This window comes from Pseudomonas sp. Marseille-Q8238, assembly GCF_965111915.1.
Map to the genome: position 1 here is coordinate 268604 of NZ_CBCOPI010000001.1, position 19078 is coordinate 287681.

The window sequence follows — 19078 nt, forward strand, 5'->3', positions numbered from 1 at the left end:
GGCTGTACTGCGGCGAGAGTGCGAAGCCGGCCAAGTTGCGTGCATATCCGGCCGGAATCATGGGAGAGGCCATGACCGGTGCCGGGCACCGGTCATGGTGGGTGCGTGGCTGCGATCAGCTACGCGCCCGCATCATCATGTCAGTCGATGTACTTGCGGACCGAGGCCATGGCGCTTTGTGCGGCGACGTCCAGCGGCAGCTTACGGTGCGTGGCGGAGATGACTTCGATGCCGACTGGGCCGTTATAGCCGGTCTTCTTCACTTCGTTGAGGAAGATCGGAATGTCGAAGCAGCCTTCGCCGCACAGCAGGCGGTGGTGCAGGGTGTCGTTCCACAGGTCGCCTTCGATGGTCGGCAGCGCATCGTTGATCTCGATGGAGACGATAGAGCCCTTGGGTAGGGTGCCGATTTCCTGGAGGTCGACCTTGCCGCGCTGCATGTGCCAGATGTCCAGCAACAGGCCGCCGTTCTCGGCGCCAGCGGCCTGGATCACCGGCAGGGTGTTCTGGATGCTGTTGAAGTTGGTGAACGGCATGATCTCGAGACCGACCATGGAGCCAACCTCCCGGGCCTGTGCGCAGAGGCCGGCAAACTCGCTGGCCAGGTGGTCGAGCGACCAGTCGCCAAGGGCGAAGTCACCGGAAATCTTGATGTGGCGAGCCTTCAGGCCTTCAGCAGCGGCGAGCAGGTCGGCGCGGATCTTGTCCGAGGCCGCCCGGCGGTCGCCGGTGGCGAACCAGTCGGTGAGAATTTCCACCTCGATATCCACCAGGCCGTTGGCCTCGAGAATGCGCGACATTTCCGCATAGCCCAGGGTACGTGCCTGAGCCATCAGGTCTTCGTAGACGAAGCCGGCGCCACGGTAGCCGGCTTTGGCAGCCGCTTCCATGCGAGCGGCGAATGGGAACTCGGACACTTCGTTGCCGCAACCCGGATAGGAGTCGCCGGCGATGGCCCAGTGGCTAGCAATGATATTCGTCATGACAGTAAGCCTGTTCAGTGAGGCTGCCTTGAGGCAAGAGATGGAACGGAACGGGGTGACCGGTCTATCCCGCAAGACGCTGGTGAACCGACGAGCATCGCTTCGGCGGTGACACTGCGGGTGTTCCTGCGCATGGGGATGCCAGGAGCCTGTATCGGGAGGCCGGTCGAGCGCCTTGTTCCGGGTGTTGTTTTTATCTCGCTGCGGCTATCGACCGCGTGTTGAAGGCTATTTCCGATTGCCGGTTAAGACAACGAACCAGGCAAAAAACAGTTTTTCACCTGTGCAAAACTGAGGGTTGATTCAAGCGCTTGAATTCCATGTAACGCAGTAACCACGGTTGTCTCGGCGCCTTCGTCGCGCCACTCAGGGCCGGCGCTGGTGCGGGAAAAAGACCAATGGATATAAGCGCTCGTCAGGGTGGTCTACTTTCTTAGAGTCTTTGTTGAAGGAGGCCCACGCCATGCTTTCCGGACTACCCGCCATGCTGCGCAAACTCGACTTGCCGTTACGGCTGCGCTTCGCCAGCGGTGAACAACTGGACCTCGGTGCCGAGCCGAAGGTGACCATGGTACTCAGGGACCCGGCACTGCTGGCCGAGCTCACACGCCCGAGCCTGAATACCCTGGCGAGTGCCTACGTCGAAGGGCGGCTCGATCTCGAGGGGCCGATCATGGATGTGATACAGCTCGGCGACCGGCTGAGCGAGGCCTTGCTGGGTGACGATGAGGGGCAGGCGGCCGAGCGCCTTGCCCACGACAAGGACACGGACGCCGAGTCGATCCGCTACCACTACGATCTGTCCAACGCCTTCTATGCGCTCTGGCTGGACAGCCAGATGGTCTATTCCTGTGCCTATTTCCCGACTGGCACGGAGGCCCTGGAAGAGGCCCAGCAAGCGAAGATGCACCACCTATGCCGCAAGCTGCGCCTGCAACCTGGCGAGCGCCTGCTCGATGTCGGCTGTGGCTGGGGCGGCCTGGCGCGGTTTGCGGCGCGTGAATATGGCGTCGAGGTATTCGGCATCACCCTGAGCCCGGCGCAACTGGAGCTGGCCAGCCAGCGGGTGGCCGATGAAGGCCTGAGCGACAAGGTACGGCTGGAGCTGCTCGACTACCGTGATCTGCCCGAGGATGGCCGCTTCGACAAGGTGGTCAGCGTGGGCATGGTCGAGCATGTCGGCCATGCCAACCTGCCGCTCTATTGCCGCAAGCTGTTCAGCGCGGTGCGCCCTGGCGGGTTGGTGATGAACCACGGCATTACCGCGCGGCATGTGGATGGTCGCCCGGTGGGGCGTGGCGCGGGTGACTTCATCGAGCGGTATGTCTTCCCCCATGGCGAGCTGCCGCACCTGGCGCGCATCAGTGCCGACCTCAGCGATGCCGGCCTGGAAGTGGTGGACGTGGAAAGCCTGCGCCTGCATTACGCCAGGACGCTGGAGTACTGGAGCGATAACCTGGAAACCCGGCTGGCGGAAGCGGCGGCGCTGGTGCCCGAGCGTGCGGTGCGCATCTGGCGTTTGTACCTAGCTGGTTGTGCCTATGGTTTTCGCCGCGGCTGGACCAATTTGCACCAGGTCCTGGCGATCCGCCCACACGCCGATGGCTCGCACGAACTGCCCTGGTCGCGAGCCGATATCTATAGCTAGGCCGTCTGGCGTATTGGGTGGCGCGCTCATCTCAGGGCACCACGTAGTAGGCGTCCCACAACCTGTTACGGAAGCGGTAGTTCGGGTCGACCTGTTGCTTGAGGGCGAAGAAGGCCTGCGCGCGCGGGTAGGCGGTGAGGAATTGCTCGCGGCTGGCGTGGATCTGGTAGGGCAGGTAGTAGCGCCCGTGACAGGCCAGGGCGGCGGCGATCAGGTCGCGGGTCCAGGCGGCGGCCTTGGCGCGCTCAGCGGCGCTGGTGCCCTGCCGGTAGTACAGCACCAGGGCGAACACCTCCTGTGGTGCCCAGTTCAGCAGGGTATCGGGGTCGGCCTTGGCATGGCGAATCGAGACGTTGATCAGGTTGGCGTCATGCACGCGGGTCAGGCGTGCCAGCTCGCCGACGAACGCCTCCAACTGCTCGGGCGGCACGAAGTATTCCTGCAGCACGTAACTGGCGTCGGCGGTGGCGATGGGCTCCAGTTCGCGCACATCCAGGCTGGCCTCGTGATTGCGCCACTGTACCTTGCTGCTGCGGTATAGCAGCGGATCGACGACCTTCTCGCGCAGGGTAAGCCCGCCGGGCACGCTGCTGATCAGGCGGATGCCCTGTTGCTGCAAGCGATAATCCTGGGTCGGCGAGGTCAGCCGGTCGGGGTCGGTGAGCGCGGCGTCGCTGCGCCGGAATGACACCGCGCGCACTGTGTCGAACGCTCCGGGATAGAGCAGGCCGTTGTGCATCACCACATCCGGCTGGTCGAGGACTTCGCGGCGAAACCAGGCGCGGTATTCGTTCAGTGGCATGACCTGGCTTTCGCGGGCCAGGCGGCTGTTGTCGACCAGGCCCAGGGTGGCCTCGACGATCACGCCCAGGCCGCCGTAGCCACCGATGGCGCCGTAGAACAGTGCGCGGTTTTGCGTGGGGCTGGCCTCGACCAGGCTGCCGTCGGCCAGCACCAGGCGAATGCTGTGCACGGAGCCGACCAGAGGCCCTTCGCCCACGTAGCGGCCATGCACGTTGACCGATAACGAACCGCCCACCGTGAAGTTGGCGTAGGACTGCATGATCTGCGGTGAGAGGTCGTATGGGTCGATATGCTCAAGCACCTGCCGCCAGGTGATGCCCGTCTGCACGCGAATCTCGCGCTGCTCGGCGGAGAAGGCCAGCACCTGGCTGAAGTCACGCAGGTCGAGTTGCAGCACGCCGTCGCTGGCCGTCTGGCCACCCATGCTGAAGCGTCCGCCGGCAATCGATAGCGGCCCCTGGTGACTGCGCACGGCGTCGACGATCTGCTCCAGCGTGGTGGGCCGCAGAACCTGGGCGACTTCGATCGGGTTGAGGCCGGTGATGTCGTTGACGGTCTCACCGGCGGTGGCTGCCAGGCTGAGCAGTATCAGGCAGAGGAGCAGGATGCGCATGAGCCGTCCCTGGTCATGGAGGAGTGGCGGCTATCTTGCCGTGTCTGCTGGCGGGCGCCAAATACCCGGTTCACATCCTCGCTGCGCTGCACTACTGTGCGGGCCGTGTGTGATCGTCCGGAGTCGTATCGTGAAACTGTCGAAATTTGCCCTGCTGGTCTGTGTGCTGCTCGCCTGTACGGCGTGTGGCAAGGCGCTGGAAAGTGCGGCCAAGGTCAAGGAGAAGGTGGCGCTGCAGGCGATGATCAATGAGGGGCAGCGTCTGCACGACCAGGGGCAGAGCCGCGCCGCCATTGCCAAGTTCGAGGTGGTGGTTGCCCATCCTCTGGCCAACGATGCGCAGAAAGCCGGTGCCCTGCGTTACCTCTCCCTCGGGCATTACGAACTGGGTGAGTACACCCTGTCGGGTGACTACGCAGCCAAGGCTGCGGCTTATTACCCGAAGGACTCCTACGACTACCTGGTGAACATGGCCGATGCGGACCTGATGCACGACCAGGTGCCCAAGGCCATCGAGCGCCTGCAGCAGGCCGTGGCGCTGAACCCGCGAGAGATGACGGCGCACAACGTGCTGGGCCTGGTTTACCTGGGTGATAACGGCGCGCAGTACATCGATTACCCGAAGGCGCTGGAGCACAACCAGAAGGCGTTCAAGATCTCGCCCGGGCGGATTTCAGAGGTGGTGCTGGTACGCAGCTATCTGAAACTGGGCGATTACCCGTCTGCGCTGGAGCACCTGCACTCCCTGCACAAGCGCTTTCCCGATGATGGCCGTATCAACGAATTGCTGGACAAGGCCGAGGCTGGATTGGCTGGCGAGAAGCCTTGAGGTGCAGGCCGGTTGGGCCGGCCTGCACGACCCTGGTTATGGCAAGGCGTAGGTGATCACGTAATCACCCGTCGGGGTCTCCATGAAGTGGTGTCCCGTGGCAACGATCATCAGGTATTGCTTGCCATTGGCCTCGTACACCAGTGGGTTGGCCTGGCCGCCAGCCGGTAGTACGTCCTGCCAGACCACCTTGCCGGTCTTGATATCGATGGCGCGGATCAGGTCATCCGTGGCAGCGGCAATGAAGATCAGCCCGCCCGCAGTGACCACCGAGCCACCGTTGTTCGGCGTACCGATATCGATCGGCAGGCCGGAGCGGATGCCCCACGGGCCATTGGCGCGGCCGGTACCCAGCGGGCGGTCCCAGAGGGTCTGCCCGCTCTTCAGGTCGATGGCGCGAATGCCGCCGTACGGAGGCTGCTTGCACAGCAGGCCGGTGTAATGCAGGCGCCAGCCGGCGTTGACGTTGATCGCGTAGGGCGTCCCCTCCTGCGGGTCGCCCGCACCTTCGGCACCGCCGATATCGACGGCGATCTCGTCACGTGGTTTCCAGCCCAGTTCGTCAGCGCGGGCGCGCGGCACCAGCTGGTTGTAGTTGGGCATGTCGTTGTAGTTGGCGATGATCACTCCACGTTGCGGGTCGATGGCCAGGCTGCCCCAGTCAGAGCCGCCGTTGTAGCTGGGGTATTCGATCCACGGGCGGTCGACGGTGGGCGGGGTGTAGATGCCCTGGTAGCTCGCTTCGCGGAACTGGATACGGCAGGCCAACTGGTCGAAGGGCGTCATGCCCCACATGTCGCGCTCGGTGAGGTCCGGCTTGCGCAGGGTGTGGTACTGCGAGAACGGCTGGGTCTTGGCCCGTTGCTCGGGCTCGACACCGCCCTGGGGAGCTGGGCGTTCCTCGATGCCGAACAGGCTCTTGCCGGTGCGACGGTCGAAGACATAGATCTCGCCCTGCTTGGTGGTCAGCACCACCGCCGGCACCTTGCCTTGCTCGGTGGGAAAGTCGATCAGCGACGGCTGCGAGCCCGGGTCGTAGTCCCACACATCCTTGTGCGTGGTCTGGAATTTCCAGACCGGCAGGCCGGTGTCGACGTTGAGCGCGACCAGGGCCACGCTCCACTCGTTTTCTTCCGGCGTGCGCGAGCTGCTCCAGTAGTCGGCGGCAGCGTTGGCGACCGGCAGGTAGATCATGCCCAGCTTGTCGTCGCCGGCTGCGGTGGTCCACATGTTCGGTGAGCCGCGCACGTAGGTTTCACCGTCGGCCAGCGGGCCGCTGTAGTCCGGGCGGGCAGCGTCCCAGGCCCATTTCAGCTTGCCGGTCACGGCGTCGAAGGCCTTGATCACGCCGGAAGGCGGATAGCGGCGTTGGCCGTCGAGTACCTGATGGCCGGTGATGATGGTGTTGCGCACGATCACCGGTGCGGAGTTGATCGATACGTAGCCGGGCGGGGTTTCGCCCATGCCTTCCTTGATATCGACTTCACCGTTGTTGCCGAAGTCGGTGCAGGGGCGACCGTTCTGTGCGTCCACGGCAATGATGCGGCCATCCAGGGTGCCGGAGATGATGCGACTCTGGCAGGCGGCGGTGGCGGTATCGGCCAGCGCCGGGGCATCGTTCGTGGCGCTGCTGGCGGTGGGCGCGCTCGGTACTTCGTAGTAGCTCACACCACGGCAGGCGGCGGTGTAGGGAATGGCGTCATCCGGCACCTTCGGATCATGGCGCCAGCGTTCCTTGCCACTGTCCGCATCCAGGGCGATCAGCCAGTTGTGCGAGGTGCACAGGTAGACGCTGTTGCCGATTTTCAGCGGCGTGGTTTCCGCGCCCCAGCGATGGTCGAGCACGTCACCGGTGCGGAACTCCCAGGCGCGTTTCAGGCTGCCGACATTGTCGACGGTGATCTGCTTCAGCGGGGAGTATCGGGTCGCGGCGGCGTTGCGGCCATAGGTCGGCCAGTCGCCATCGGCCGGAGCGTCGGATTTCTGCGCCGTACCCACATCGGTTTCCAATGAGCTACTCAGTGGCTCGGGCACCTGGCCGGGATTGCTGTGCCCGTAGGGCAGGAAGGCCAGGGCACCGGCAACCGCCAGGCCGAGGAACAGCAGTGCCGCCAGGCTGTAGGAGGGGCGACGGGCAAAGCCCAGGCGTGGGGCCAGCAGCGCGACGAGGATGGCCAGGATAAGAACCATGTCCAGCCGTGGAATCCAACGCCAGTAGTTGAGGCCGGACTCCCATGCCGCCCAGAGCAGGGTGGCGATGAATACGACGGCGTACCACAGCGCGCCTGCCCGTTGTCGGCGGGCGAGCAACACGCCGGAGATGAACAGGCCCAGGCCGGCGAGGCCGTAGTACCAGGAGCCGCCCAGGATGGCGAGGTAAGTGCCGCCACCTGCCAACCCGGCGCCGATCAGCGCAATGAGGAGGCCGAGCAGAAGGAGTAAAGGATCGGTCTTGCGAGGATAGCCGGCGGCGTCCGGCATGGAGGGTCCCTTCGTAAATGTGAGCAATTGTTACAAGCACAGGCTCACAGTCGAGTCGAAGGGACCGCAGAAGTTCAGCGTATTTTATGGGGATGACTGGGCGGCCAGCGCCCGAGCTAGAGAGCGGCCGCCGGGTTCAGCTCTGAATGGCGGCGGCCGGGTTGATCACGCGGCCCAGGCCGAGGTTGCGTAGGGCCAGGTGCAGGGTGCTGTTGATCACCTGCGGGTTGTCCATGCGCATAACCTGGCCCAGTAGCTCATTGGCCTTGCTCAGGCTGATCTGGCGCAGCAGCCATTTCACCTTGGGCAGGTTGGTGGCGTTCATCGACAGGCTGTCGAAGCCCATCGCCAGCAGCAGGACGGCAGCGGCAGGATCACCGGCCATCTCACCGCAGATACTCACCGGCTTGCCTTCCTCGTGCGCGCCTTCGACCACCAGCCTCAGGGCTTGCAGCACGGCCGGGTGGAGGAAGTCATAGAGGTCGGCTACGCGTGGGTTGTTGCGGTCCACGGCGAGCAGGTACTGGGTCAGGTCGTTGGAGCCGACCGAGACGAAGTCGACCTGACGCGCCAGGTCGCGGATCTGGTAGACCGCTGCGGGAATCTCGATCATCACGCCGACTGGCGGCAGCGGTACGTCGACGCCTTCGTCGCGTACTTCGCCCCAGGCGCGGTGGATCAGGTGCAGGGATTCTTCCAGCTCCTGGATGCCCGAGATCATCGGCAGCAGGATGCGCAGGTTGTTCAGGCCTTCGCTGGCCTTGAGCATGGCGCGCACCTGGACCAGGAAGATCTCCGGGTGGTCGAGGGTGATGCGGATACCGCGCCAGCCGAGGAACGGGTTGTCTTCCTTGATCGGGAAGTAGCTCAGCGCCTTGTCGCCGCCAATGTCCAGGGTGCGCATGGTCACCGGCAACGGATGGAAGGCGGCCAGTTGCTCACGGTAGGTAGCCAGCTGTTCCTTCTCGCTGGGGAAGCGCTCGCCGTTCATGAACGGCACTTCGGTGCGGTACAGACCCACGCCTTCTGCGCCACGCTCCTGGGCGCGCTTCACATCGGCCAGCAGGCCGGTATTGACCCACAACGGCATGCGTACCCCATCGAGGGTTTCGCATGGCAGTTCGCGCAGGGCGCTGAGGCCTTGGGACAGCTGGCGTTCTTCCTCGACCACTTCGGCGTACTGCTTGCGCAACAGCTCGCTGGGGTTGGTGAAGACTTCGCCGTGGTAGCCGTCGACGATCAGCTGGATGCCGTCGACCTTGGAGTAGGGCAGGTCGACCACGCCCATGACCGTGGGAATGCCCATGGCGCGGGCCAGAATGGCGACGTGGGAGTTGCCCGAGCCTTGTACCGATACCAGGCCGACCAGCTTGCCTTCCGGTACTTCGCCGAGCATGGCCGGCGACAGTTCCTCGCTGACCAGAATGGTGTTGTCCTGGTAGACCAGGGTCTGCTTGCGCTCTTCCTGCAGGTAGGCGAGCAGGCGCCGACCGAGGTCGCGGATGTCCGACGCACGTTCGCGTAGGTAGGCGTCGTCCATCAGTTCGAAGCGTTTTACGTGCTCGTTGACCACTTGGCGCAGGGCGCCCTGGGCCCACTGGCCGGTCTTGATGATGGTGGTCACTTCGCTGCCGAGGGCGGCGTCGTCGAGCATCATCAGGTAGACATCGAATAACGCGCGCTCTTCCTTGCGCAGCTGAGTGGCGAGCTTGGCCGATAGACGATGCATGTCGGCGCGCACGCCTTCCAGGGCATTGCTGAACAGCTTGAGTTCAGCGGCGATGTCATCGATCGGTTTGTCCGGCACGACCTCCAGGTCGGCCGGCGGCAGCACCACGACCGCAGTACCTACTGCCGCACCGGGCGCGCCTGGCACGCCGACGAAGCGCGCCTCCTGAATGCCTTTGCCCTGCTTGCCCAGGCCACGGATCGAACCGGTGGCTTCGGCATGGGCGATAACGCCAGCGAGCTGGGCGCTCATGGTGACCAGGAAGGCCTCTTCGCCCTCGTCGAACTGGCGGCGCTCCTTTTGTTGCACGACCAGCACGCCCATCACCCGACGATGGTGAATGATCGGGGCGCCGAGGAAGGAGGCATAACGCTCTTCACCGGTTTCCGGGAAGTAGCGGTAGCGGGGGTGCTCGGAGGCGTGCTCGAGGTTGAGCGGCTCTTCGCGCGTACCGACCAGGCCGACCAGGCCTTCGTTGGGCGCCATGCTGACCTTGCCGATGGAGCGCTTGTTCAGGCCGTCGGTGGCCATCAGCACGAAGCGGCTGGTCTCCGGATCAAGCAGGTAGACCGAGCAGACCTGGCTGCCCATGGCTTCCTTCACCCGCTGCACGATGATCGTCAGCGCCGCCCGGAGATCCTTGGCGGCGTTTACTTCCTGGACGATCTTGCGCAGCGTGTTGAGCATGCTCGTTTCCGTCAGTCACGCGCCAGCAGGCGCGGAGCTAGTTCCTTGAGGGCGCGGCGATAAACTTCGCGCTTGAATGTAACCACCTGGCCCAGCGGATACCAGTAGCTGACCCAGCGCCAGCCGTCGAACTCCGGTTTTCCGGTGAGGTCCATCCGCACCCGGTCTTCCGCGCCGGTCAGGCGCAGGAGAAACCATTTCTGTTTCTGCCCGATGCACAGCGGCTGGCTGTGCGTGCGCACCAGACGCTGGGGCAGACGATACCGCAACCAGCCTCGGGTACAGGCGAGAATCTTCACATCCTGCTCTTCGAGACCGACTTCTTCGTTAAGTTCGCGGTACAGGGCCTGTTCAGGCGACTCCTGGGGGTTGATACCTCCCTGGGGAAACTGCCAGGCATCCTGATTGATTCGGCGTGCCCAGAGCACCTGGCCACTGTCATTGGTCAGGATGATGCCGACATTGGGGCGAAAACCATCGGAATCGATCACGGCACACTACCTTACAAACGCATGTTTCAGCATTGTTCCACAAAGCCCTTGAAGGCAGCAAACGCGCGGCTCTGCCAATGGGCAGTGGCGGCAAAAGCGGCTATTCTGGCCGCCCTTTTCGATCCTCCAAGCAAGGTACCAACACGTGCGCCTGGCGTTATTCGATCTCGACAACACCCTGATCGCGGGTGACAGCGACCATTCCTGGGGCGAGTACCTGTGCCAGCGCGGCATTCTCGACGCCGCCGAGTATCAGGCACGCAACGATGCCTTTTATGACGATTACCTGGCCGGCACGCTCGATGTCCGGGCCTACCAGAATTTCACCCAGGCCATTCTCGGCCGCAATTCCCTGGAACAGCTGGCCGAGTGGCATGGTGATTTCATGCGCGACTGCATCGAGCCGATGATCCTGAGCAAGGCCGAGGCGCTGCTGGAGAAACACCGCGCTGCCGGTGATCGCCTGGTGATCATCACCGCGACCAATCGCTTCGTCACCGCGCCGATTGCCGCGCGTCTGGGCGTGGAAACCCTGTTGGCCACCGAGTGCGGCATGCAGGACGGCCTCTACACCGGGCAGATCACCGGTATTCCCTGCTTCCAGGAAGGCAAGGTCACGCGGATCGAGCACTGGTTGGAAGAAACCGGCCTGAGCCTCGACGGCAGTTACTTCTACAGCGATTCGCGTAACGACCTGCCCTTGCTGGAGCGGGTCGACAACCCGGTGGCGGTCGACCCCGACGACACCCTGCGCGCAATTGCCGAGCAGCGCGGTTGGCCGGTGATCTCGCTGCGTTGAACGCCTGCGCAGGATGGGTGTAACCCGCGTAACCCTTTGCGCGGGTTTCGGCTCGCAGAGGTAGGGTGGGATGACGCTCTGTTCATCCACCTGTGGTCCGGGTCGGTGGATGGTAAAACGTGATCCACCCTGCGCAATCACAGCGGCTTGGCCACCATCATCCAGAAGATCGCGATAAAGGCGATGAACGCCGGCCAGCCCAGCACGAACCAGATGCGCATATAGGTGTAGGCGCGGGGTGGTAGCGGCGTGCCGTCACGCAGGGCGGTGGTGGCCATGTCGCGCACGCGGATCTGCAGCCACACCACGGGCAGCCAGCACAGGCCGGCCAGCACATAGAGCCCCACACTCCACAGCAGCCAGAACTGGTTCAGCGGCCAGCCGGCCAGTTTGGCCAGGCCCAGGCCGCTGAGTGGCTGGAACACTGCAGTGGTGGCGATGAACAGCCAGTCGGCGGTGACCAGATGGCGAAAGGTCACGCTGATGACCTCGATGCTTTGGCTGCGCCAGGCCCGCAGGGCGTAGTAAGCCGAGCCCAGGCCGGTGCCGAACAGCAAGGTCGAGGACAGGATATGCAGGGTCTTGAGCAGCAGGTACAGGCTCATCCGGGTTTCTCTTGCGGGGAAGGGGTTAGCCAGAGCAGCCAGAGGCTGAGCAGCAGCACGGCGGCATTCTTGCCGACGGCGAGGAAGGGGTCGAACCAGTAGTGTGGCAGCAGCAGGGTGATGATCAGGCTGTAGCCGAGCATCAGGACGATCTGCGCCCGTAATGCCCAGCGGCGCCAGCGGCCGAGCAGCAGGCCGATCCCAAGGAGGGCGTCGAGCAGAGCCCCAGCGGTGACGGTCAGCCTGGCCAGCCAGCCTTCGACGCCGGCCTCGGCCATGATCCGCAGCCCCCAGGCGAAGCCAGGGCCCAGGCAGACGAAGGCGGTACCCAGCCAGATCAGCACCAGAACTGCCAGCACCAACGGTTGCAGGCTGCTGGTAATGCTCTGTGCGCGCTGTGGCCACTGCTGCAGGCGACTGTTCACCGGTGCGCTGCGATAGCCGCAGGTCGCCGCCAGTGGTTCAGGGCTGGCCAGGTTGTCGCGGCGTGCCAGGTTCAGGGTTTGTGGGTTCAGTGCAGTCCAGCCCAGGTGCTGGCCCAGCCAGGCACCCAGGCGGGTGAGAGGTAGCGGCAGCGACCAGTAACGGGCGGGTGCCCAGCCTTGAGCGTGGCGCAGATGATCGAGCAGTTGCCCCTGGGTCATGGCCTGCGGCCCGACCAGGGGCAACACCAGCGGCTGCTCGGGCCACTGGCGCAGCAGGGCCAGCACCGCGCCGCACAGGTCATCGATGTGCAGTGGCTGCAGGCGGGCGTGGTTGTCGAGTAACGGAACCAGCGGCAGGGGTGACAGGCGCTGCAGCCATTGGCTGCTGGCGCCACCTGGGCCGATGACCAGCGAGGGGCGCAGCACGACGGCAGGCAGACCGCTTTGCAGCAGGTGCCGATCGGCCTCGGCCTTGCTGGCCAGGAAGGGAATATCGGGCTGTTCACCTGCACCCAGCGCGGAAATCTGCAGGACCCTGACGCCATGTTGGCGCGCCAGATCGAACAGGGCACAGGTGGCGGTGGACTGGAGCCGATACAAGGCGTCGGTGTCGGTGGACAGCTGCCCGGCGGCGTTGATCAGCAGGTCGATCGCGTCCGGCCAGATGAAGCTGTCCGGGTTCGTGAACGGTTCGCCCAGATCCAGGCGCCGCCACTCTACGCCGGGGATCGCCGGGCCAGTGCCCTGGCGACTGGTCGCCACGACAGCGTGACCCGCCTGGGCCAGCGCGGTGAGCAGATGGCGCCCGATGAAGCCGCTGGCGCCGACCAGCAGGATGCGCATCAGACCGGCTTGGCCCCCATCAGGGCGAAGGTCGCCAACAGGACCAGCAGGATCAGCAGCGCATAGGCAGCGGTGAAGCGCAGCAGTTTAACCGGTGCCGGGCTGTCACCCAGTGCCTGCCAGGCCGCCAGACGGCCATTGAGCAGCAGACCGAGAATGACCAGTACGGCGAACAGGAAGGCGCTGATCAACAGCCAGAGTTGGCCGAGCGGCCAGCCGGCCAGGTGCACCAGCCACCAGCCGGTGATCGGCATTGCCAAGGCCACCAGACCCAGGGCCGGCAGGCTGAAGCGGCGGGTGTTGCACAGCTTGCGTTGCAGCACGGCGGCATCGCCACGGCGCCAGGCACGCCACAGCATCACGGCATGGGCAATCAGCCCGAGCGGCAGGAGGACCGCGAGGGCGCTATGGACGATCTTCAACAGCAGGTAGTGCTCCATGGGGTGCTTTCCGTCTCAGGCGTTGAAATCAGTGTAGGCGTGGCGCTTAACAGGTTGTTGAAAGCGTAGGCGAGGCAGGCAATACGAGGCAAAGACAGCCGAAGAAGCGCAGTTTAGTGTGCTAAATGAGCATTCTGAGGCTGTCTTTAACGACGGATTGCCAACGCAGGTAGTTTTCAATGACCTGTTAACCCAGGAATAGGCGATAGGCTGGGTTATCGCTCTCATCCCAATAGGGATAGCCGATGGCTTCCAGTGCAGCAGGAATCAGGTGGCGTTCATCATCCGGCACTTGCAGGGCGGCGAGTACGCGACCGTCTGCCGCACCATGGTTGCGGTAGTGGAACATGGTGATGTTCCAGCGCCCGCCCAGTTTGGTGAGGAAGTTGAACAGCGCGCCCGGGCGTTCGGGGAATTCGAAGCGCAGCACCACTTCATTGGGCACCGCCGCCGCATGCCCGCCAACGGTGTGGCGAATGTGCAGCTTGGCCAGTTCGTTGTCGGTGAGGTCGAGGACCGGGAAACCCTGCTCGCGCAAGTTTTCCACCAGCGCAGCGCGGGGGTCGTTTTCCGGGTGGGTCTGCACGCCAACGAAAATGTGTGCTTCGCGGTCGGTGTGGTAGCGATAGTTGAACTCGGTGATCTGGCGTTTGCCGATGGCTTCGCAGAAGGCCTTGAAGCTGCCCGGCTTCTCCGGGATGGTCACGGCGATGATCGCTTCGCGCTTCTCGCCCAGCTCGGCACGCTCGGCGACATGGCGCAGGCGGTCGAAGTTGACGTTGGCTCCCGAGTCGATGCCGACTAGCACCTGGCCGCTGATGCCTTCGCGTTCGACGTATTTCTTGATGCCCGCCACCGACAGTGCCCCGGCCGGTTCGGTGATCGAGCGGGTGTCGTCGTAGATGTCCTTGATTGCCGCGCAGATCTCGTCGGTGCTGACGGTGATCACCTCGTCGACGTACTGCTTGCAGATGTCGAAGGTGTGCTGGCCGATCTGTGCCACGGCCACACCGTCGGCGAACAGGCCCACGGTGGGCAGCACTACGCGCTCGCCCGCCGCCATGGCGGCCTGTAGGCAGTTGGAGTCATCCGGCTCGACGCCGATCACCCGGATTTCCGGGCGCAGGTATTTGACGTAGGCCGCGATACCGGCAATCAGGCCGCCGCCGCCAACCGGGACGAAGATGGCATCGAGCTGGCCCGGCTGCTGGCGCAGGATTTCCATGGCCACGGTGCCCTGGCCGGCAATCACATGAGGGTCGTCGTAGGGGTGGATGTAGACCAGGCCCTTTTCCTCGACCAGTTTCAGCGAGTGGGCCAGTGCATCGGGGAATGCGTCGCCGTGCAGGACTACCTTGCCGCCGCGCGAGCGTACGCCCTGCACCTTCAGTTCCGGCGTGGTGCGCGGCATGACGATGGTGGCCTTCACGCCCATGTGTTTGGCCGCCAGCGCCAGGCCCTGGGCATGGTTGCCGGCCGAGGCGGTGACCACGCCGCGCGCCAGTTCTTCCGGCGAAAGCTGGGCGAGTTTGTTGTAGGCGCCGCGAATCTTGAACGAGTAGACCGGCTGCAGATCCTCGCGCTTGAGCAGAATCTGGTTGCCCAGCCGCTCACTGAGCTGGCGGGCGGGTTGCAGCGGGGTTTCCACGGCGACGTCGTAGACGCGCGAGGTGAGGGTCTTCTTGACGTACTGTTCGAGCATTGCGGCGGTCTTTGGCAGGCGGGCGGGACCGACGAGTCTACCCCAGCGCTTTGCCGGGAGACCACAGTGAATCCGGGGTTTCTGGTGCGTTGTAGAACGATGCCGAGGCTCGGCTGACGACAGGTGGTACAGGCTGTTGCATCCGTCAGGCGAGGTTTTGCGACACATGCGGGTATAATTCGCCGCTTTCGACCCCCTCCCAGGCACAGAACCCGCAATGACTCAGGACCAGCTCAAGCAGGCAGTGGCTCAGGCCGCCGTCGACCATATCCTCCCGCAGCTCGACAGCAAAAGCGTGATCGGCGTCGGCACCGGCTCCACCGCCAACTTCTTCATCGATGCGCTGGCCCGGCACAAGACCGCCTTCGACGGTGCGGTGGCCAGCTCCGAGGCGACGGCGGCACGCCTGAAGGGGCACGGCATTCCGGTGTACGACCTGAACACCGTCAGCGAGCTGGAGTTCTACGTCGACGGTACCGACGAGAGTGACGATCACCTCAACCTGATCAAGGGTGGTGGCGCAGCGCTGACCCGCGAGAAGATCGTCGCGGCCGTGGCTCGCACCTTCATCTGCATCGCCGACGCCAGCAAGCGTGTGCCGGTGCTCGGCGCCTTCCCGTTGCCGGTCGAAGTGATTCCCATGGCACGCAGCCACGTGGCCCGGCAACTGGTGAAGCTCGGTGGTGATCCGGTGTACCGCGAGGGCGTGGTCACGGACAACGGCAACATCATTCTCGACGTGTTCAACCTGAGCATCACCAACCCGGTGGAGCTGGAGGCGCAGATCAACGCCATCGTCGGCGTGGTCACCAATGGACTGTTCGCCGCGCGCCCGGCGGATCTGCTGCTGGTCGGCACGGTCGACGGGGTAGAGCGCGTCGAGCGCGGTTGATCGCCGAGGGTATGGATCGTTCCCGCATTGTGCGTGGGCCGATCATCTTGCCTGGGCTCTGTTGACGTTTCGCTTCAGCTCATTGAGTTGGGTGGAAATATGCTTCCAATCCAGCCCTTCAAACGGACCTCTTCGAGGCAATTGCGGACACCGCGACTGGTGGGCTGAAGCGGAGCGCCGCCCGGCCCACCCTACAGAGCCTGGATCCCGCGTAGGGTGGGCTTCAGCCCAGCCATCAGCGCGTCATGAAACGCAAAAGCCGAGTAGGTTGGATGGCCGCCCCGTGGACTGCGCTTGGTCGATCCTCCGAGCGGGAGCGGTGGTGGGTGTGGAGAGCGACATCCACCCTACAGGGCCGAGCACGCAGCGATTCTCGAAAAGGCCGGACTAATCCCCGGCCTTTTTCTTGAAGACGTAGAACAGGTTGGGTTCGCTGACCACGTACAGGTTGCCGTGGTCGTCCATCGCCACGCCTTCGGCCTGCGGTACTCGGCGTTCGAGGCCGTGCTGGCCTGACAGAAGAGACAGGCTGCTGATCGGCTTGCCATCGGCATTGAGTTCCAGCACCAGGTGCGACTCATCGGACAGGGCCAGCAGGTGGCCGGTCCCTTCGTGGTACTGCAGGCTGGAGAGGTCCCGCACGAACAGGCGGGCATCGCGTTCGACATCGTCGACCACATGCACGGCGAATGGTTTGTCCGGGTTGGTATGCGGGAAACCATGCACCTCATAGATGCGCACCGGGTCGCGCTCCTTGGCGACGAACAGGCGTTGCCCTTGCGGGTCGTAGGCCAGGCCTTCGAAGCCCTTGTTGCCATTGAGGCCGATACCCAGTGACAGCTGCTGGGATTCGGAGGCATCGATAAAGGCGGTGTCGTCCTCCACGCGTACCTTGATCAGACGCTGCAGGCGCTCGTCGGTGATCACATAGACACCGCGGCTGATGTATTCGATGGCTTCCGGGTCGCCAAAGCCGGTCAGGGGGATTTGCCGCAGCAGCGTTCCCTCCAGGGACAGCTCGATGATGTGCGGGTTCTTGTTGGTGACGGTGAACAAGGTGCGCCGATCCGGATCGAAGGTCAGAGCCGACACGTCACTGATGCCTTCGATCGGCTGTGCCTGCACGCTGGCGACGTAGTCCGGTAGCCAGATCGACCGGTCCTTCCACGCCTCGGCATGCTGCCATTGCTCGAACTTGAACCAGAGCTGCTGGTGCAGTTGCAGGCGATACCCGGCAATCAACGTGGCAATGATGCAGATGAGCAGCGCGCTACCCAGCAGCAGGCGCATGGATGACGACAATCGGGGCATGAGTGAGGCTCGTTGAACGCGGAGTACCCGACTTAATAGCACGTTCGCCTGAACTGAAACTGAATCGTGCCGTTCAGTTCAGCTCGGACAGGGTGAGCGGGGCGCTCCCTGGAGCCTCTTTGCGGAAGACGTAGAACAGATTGGGTTCGCTGACCATGTACAGGGTGCCCTGCTCGTCCATCGCTACACCTTCGGCGCGCGGAATGCGGTTGTGCAGGCCATTGAGGCCGCCCATCAGGCTGATGAAGCTGACCGGCTGGCCCTGTTTGTCCAGTTCCAGCAGCAGGTTGGATTGAGCGGACAGGGCGAGGAGGTGCCCCGTGCGCGGGTCGACGCTGAGTGCGGACAGATTGCGCATGCCCAGGCCGTAGCCCGGCAGTGGCTGCAGCGCCTGGGACAGTGCCGTGGGGTCGTCACCCGGCAGGCTGAAGATGGCGGTCGGATCGCGCTCCTTGCCCAGCAGCATGCGCTTCTGCTGTGGGTCCCAGGCGATGCCTTCGAAGCCCTTGTTGCCGCCGTCGGCAAAGCCAAGGTCGTACTCGGTGGCGTCGGCGACATTCAGTTCCCGGGTGTGCGGATCAAGGGTCAATACCGACAGGGTGCGGCGGCGCTCATCGACCACTGCGACATCCCCATTGTCGAGAATCGCGACGCCTTCGGGATTGGCGAAGCCGAGCAGGGGAATGCGGCGCAGCACCTCGCCGGCCCGGGTGATTTCCACGAGCATGGGGACCTTGCCGGTAACGGTGAACAGGGTGCCGGTGACCCTGTTGTAGGCCAGGTCGGAGGCTTCATCATTTTCGAGGCCTGCCAGCGGCTTGGCCTGGATGACGGCATGGTAGGTGGGCAGCCAGATACTGGCGTCACGCTCGGCCGCGGGCAGGTTGCGCTCCTTGAGCCAGTACCAGGCGCGATCATCCAGGTGCAGGTAGTTGGCAAGCACAACGCCTGTGCAGAGCAGGCCGGTCAGGGCCAGCCAGCGGAAACGTGTCAGGCGAGGGAATAACGGCATCGACGATACTCGGCGAATCGAATCCCGTGTCTGACCGTCCTGGACGACGAAGGTTCTCTGGATACAGCCCTGCGGCTTCTACAGGACGTGGCTGTCGAACTGCGAGTGGCCGATCAGTTCCAGCTGCAGCTGGTCACCGCTGGCCAGTGGGCCGACCCCGGCCGGTGTGCCGGTGGACACCACATCGCCCGGCTGCAGGCTGAAGTGACCACAGATGGCCTGAATCAGCGGGACGATGGGATACAGCATGTCACGGCTGTTGCCGTCCTGGCGAGTCTCGCCATTGATCGACAGGCGGATGCCGATGTCACGCGGGTCCTGGATCGCATCGCCGGGCACGAAGGGGGCGAGGACGAACGCGCCGTCGAAGGACTTGGCGATTTCCCAGGGGTAGGCCTTTTCCTTCAGGCGCGCCTGTACGTCACGCAGAGTCAGGTCCAGCGCCGGGGCGAAGCCGGAAATGGCGTCCAGCACCTCTTCCTCGCTTGGCGTGCGCGACAGCGGCTTGCCGATCAGTACGGCGATTTCCGCTTCGTAGTGCACGCTGCCGCTGTCCTGCGGAATGGCGAAGCCGCCTGCCAGCGGTACCGTGCAGCTGCCCGGCTTGATGAACAGCAGGGGCTCGCTGGGTACGGGATTGTTGAGTTCCTTGGCGTGTTCGGCGTAGTTGCGGCCGACGCAGACCACTTTGCCCAGGGAGAAATGGATCGGGGTGCCGTCGATGTACTGGTGCTGGTAGCTCATGCGAAAACTCCTCGGAACGGTAGGGCGTGCAGCGCGCACC

At 64.1% G+C, this 19078-nt stretch carries 16 protein-coding genes; 4 read left to right on the forward strand and 12 right to left on the reverse strand.

The genetic code is table 11. From position 1 onward, the window contains the following. Positions 1 to 140 precede the first annotated feature (140 nt). On the reverse strand, positions 141 to 983 hold the full coding sequence (locus ACWPW0_RS01155) for a sugar phosphate isomerase/epimerase family protein (RefSeq protein ID WP_454254168.1): 843 nt from the start codon (positions 981 to 983) through the stop codon (positions 141 to 143). Between the two features lie 463 nt (positions 984 to 1446). On the opposite strand from ACWPW0_RS01155, the gene cfaB reads away from it, so the two are divergent. Further along, a complete protein-coding gene (gene cfaB, locus ACWPW0_RS01160; protein WP_454254169.1) occupies positions 1447 to 2631 on the forward strand; it encodes a C17 cyclopropane fatty acid synthase CfaB in 1185 nt (394 codons plus the stop codon). A 31-nt stretch (positions 2632 to 2662) separates the two neighbouring features. Here the strand turns inward: cfaB and ACWPW0_RS01165 are convergent, their stop codons facing one another. Beyond that, complete coding sequence (locus ACWPW0_RS01165; RefSeq protein ID WP_454254170.1) at positions 2663 to 4048, reverse strand: FAD-binding oxidoreductase; 1386 nt, start codon at positions 4046 to 4048, stop codon at positions 2663 to 2665. Between the two features lie 130 nt (positions 4049 to 4178). Here ACWPW0_RS01165 and ACWPW0_RS01170 point away from each other — a divergent pair, with 130 nt between their 5' ends. After that, positions 4179 to 4877, forward strand: a complete 699-nt coding sequence (locus ACWPW0_RS01170) for a tetratricopeptide repeat protein (RefSeq protein WP_447588209.1) — start codon at positions 4179 to 4181, stop codon at positions 4875 to 4877. Between the two features lie 36 nt (positions 4878 to 4913). Here ACWPW0_RS01170 and ACWPW0_RS01175 read toward each other — a convergent pair whose 3' ends face one another. The 3 genes from ACWPW0_RS01175 to ACWPW0_RS01185 form a co-directional block, all read right to left on the reverse strand. Next, positions 4914 to 7358: a membrane-bound PQQ-dependent dehydrogenase, glucose/quinate/shikimate family gene (locus ACWPW0_RS01175; protein ID WP_454254171.1), complete on the reverse strand. Its 2445-nt coding sequence runs from the start codon at positions 7356 to 7358 to the stop codon at positions 4914 to 4916. A 136-nt stretch (positions 7359 to 7494) separates the two neighbouring features. Then, positions 7495 to 9774 (reverse strand): phosphoenolpyruvate--protein phosphotransferase, encoded by a 2280-nt coding sequence (gene ptsP, locus ACWPW0_RS01180; RefSeq protein ID WP_447588212.1) that lies wholly within the window; start codon positions 9772 to 9774, stop codon positions 7495 to 7497. An 11-nt stretch (positions 9775 to 9785) separates the two neighbouring features. After that, entirely contained in the window at positions 9786 to 10265 is a 480-nt protein-coding gene (locus ACWPW0_RS01185; RefSeq protein WP_454254172.1) for an RNA pyrophosphohydrolase, read from the reverse strand. A gap of 145 nt (positions 10266 to 10410) precedes the next feature. On the opposite strand from ACWPW0_RS01185, the gene ACWPW0_RS01190 reads away from it, so the two are divergent. Then, complete coding sequence (locus ACWPW0_RS01190) at positions 10411 to 11064, forward strand: histidinol-phosphatase (RefSeq protein ID WP_454254173.1); 654 nt, start codon at positions 10411 to 10413, stop codon at positions 11062 to 11064. A 137-nt stretch (positions 11065 to 11201) separates the two neighbouring features. On the opposite strand, the gene ACWPW0_RS01195 is transcribed toward ACWPW0_RS01190, so the two are convergent. The 4 genes from ACWPW0_RS01195 to ilvA form a co-directional block, all read right to left on the reverse strand. Then, positions 11202 to 11669 (reverse strand): DUF2269 family protein, encoded by a 468-nt coding sequence (locus tag ACWPW0_RS01195; RefSeq protein WP_454254174.1) that lies wholly within the window; start codon positions 11667 to 11669, stop codon positions 11202 to 11204. Continuing rightward, a complete protein-coding gene (locus ACWPW0_RS01200; protein WP_454254175.1) occupies positions 11666 to 12937 on the reverse strand; it encodes an SDR family oxidoreductase in 1272 nt (423 codons plus the stop codon). The genes ACWPW0_RS01195 and ACWPW0_RS01200 overlap by 4 nt, the downstream gene beginning before the upstream one ends. Next, the gene (locus tag ACWPW0_RS01205) at positions 12937 to 13377 is read right to left on the reverse strand and encodes a DUF2269 family protein (RefSeq protein ID WP_454254176.1); all 441 of its coding nucleotides are present in this window, start codon (positions 13375 to 13377) and stop codon (positions 12937 to 12939) included. Before ACWPW0_RS01205 ends, ACWPW0_RS01200 begins: the two co-directional genes overlap by 1 nt. Positions 13378 to 13564: 187 nt before the next feature. Then, positions 13565 to 15079 carry a threonine ammonia-lyase, biosynthetic gene (gene ilvA / locus ACWPW0_RS01210; RefSeq protein WP_447588224.1) on the reverse strand — a complete coding sequence of 505 codons (1515 nt, stop codon included), beginning with the start codon at positions 15077 to 15079 and terminating at the stop codon, positions 13565 to 13567. A 217-nt stretch (positions 15080 to 15296) separates the two neighbouring features. Between ilvA and rpiA the strand changes: the two genes are divergently transcribed. Continuing rightward, the gene (gene rpiA, locus ACWPW0_RS01215) at positions 15297 to 15971 is read left to right on the forward strand and encodes a ribose-5-phosphate isomerase RpiA (RefSeq protein ID WP_454254177.1); all 675 of its coding nucleotides are present in this window, start codon (positions 15297 to 15299) and stop codon (positions 15969 to 15971) included. Positions 15972 to 16358: 387 nt separating this feature from the next. On the opposite strand, the gene ACWPW0_RS01220 is transcribed toward rpiA, so the two are convergent. The 3 genes from ACWPW0_RS01220 to ACWPW0_RS01230 all read right to left on the reverse strand — a co-directional run bounded on the left by ACWPW0_RS01220 (position 16359) and on the right by ACWPW0_RS01230 (position 19038). Then, entirely contained in the window at positions 16359 to 17282 is a 924-nt protein-coding gene (locus ACWPW0_RS01220) for an SdiA-regulated domain-containing protein (RefSeq protein ID WP_454254178.1), read from the reverse strand. Between the two features lie 73 nt (positions 17283 to 17355). Further along, positions 17356 to 18294, reverse strand: a complete 939-nt coding sequence (locus ACWPW0_RS01225) for an SdiA-regulated domain-containing protein (protein ID WP_454254179.1) — start codon at positions 18292 to 18294, stop codon at positions 17356 to 17358. 78 nt (positions 18295 to 18372) lie between these two features. Continuing rightward, a complete protein-coding gene (locus tag ACWPW0_RS01230) occupies positions 18373 to 19038 on the reverse strand; it encodes a fumarylacetoacetate hydrolase family protein (RefSeq protein ID WP_454254180.1) in 666 nt (221 codons plus the stop codon). Positions 19039 to 19078: the final 40 nt, after the last annotated feature.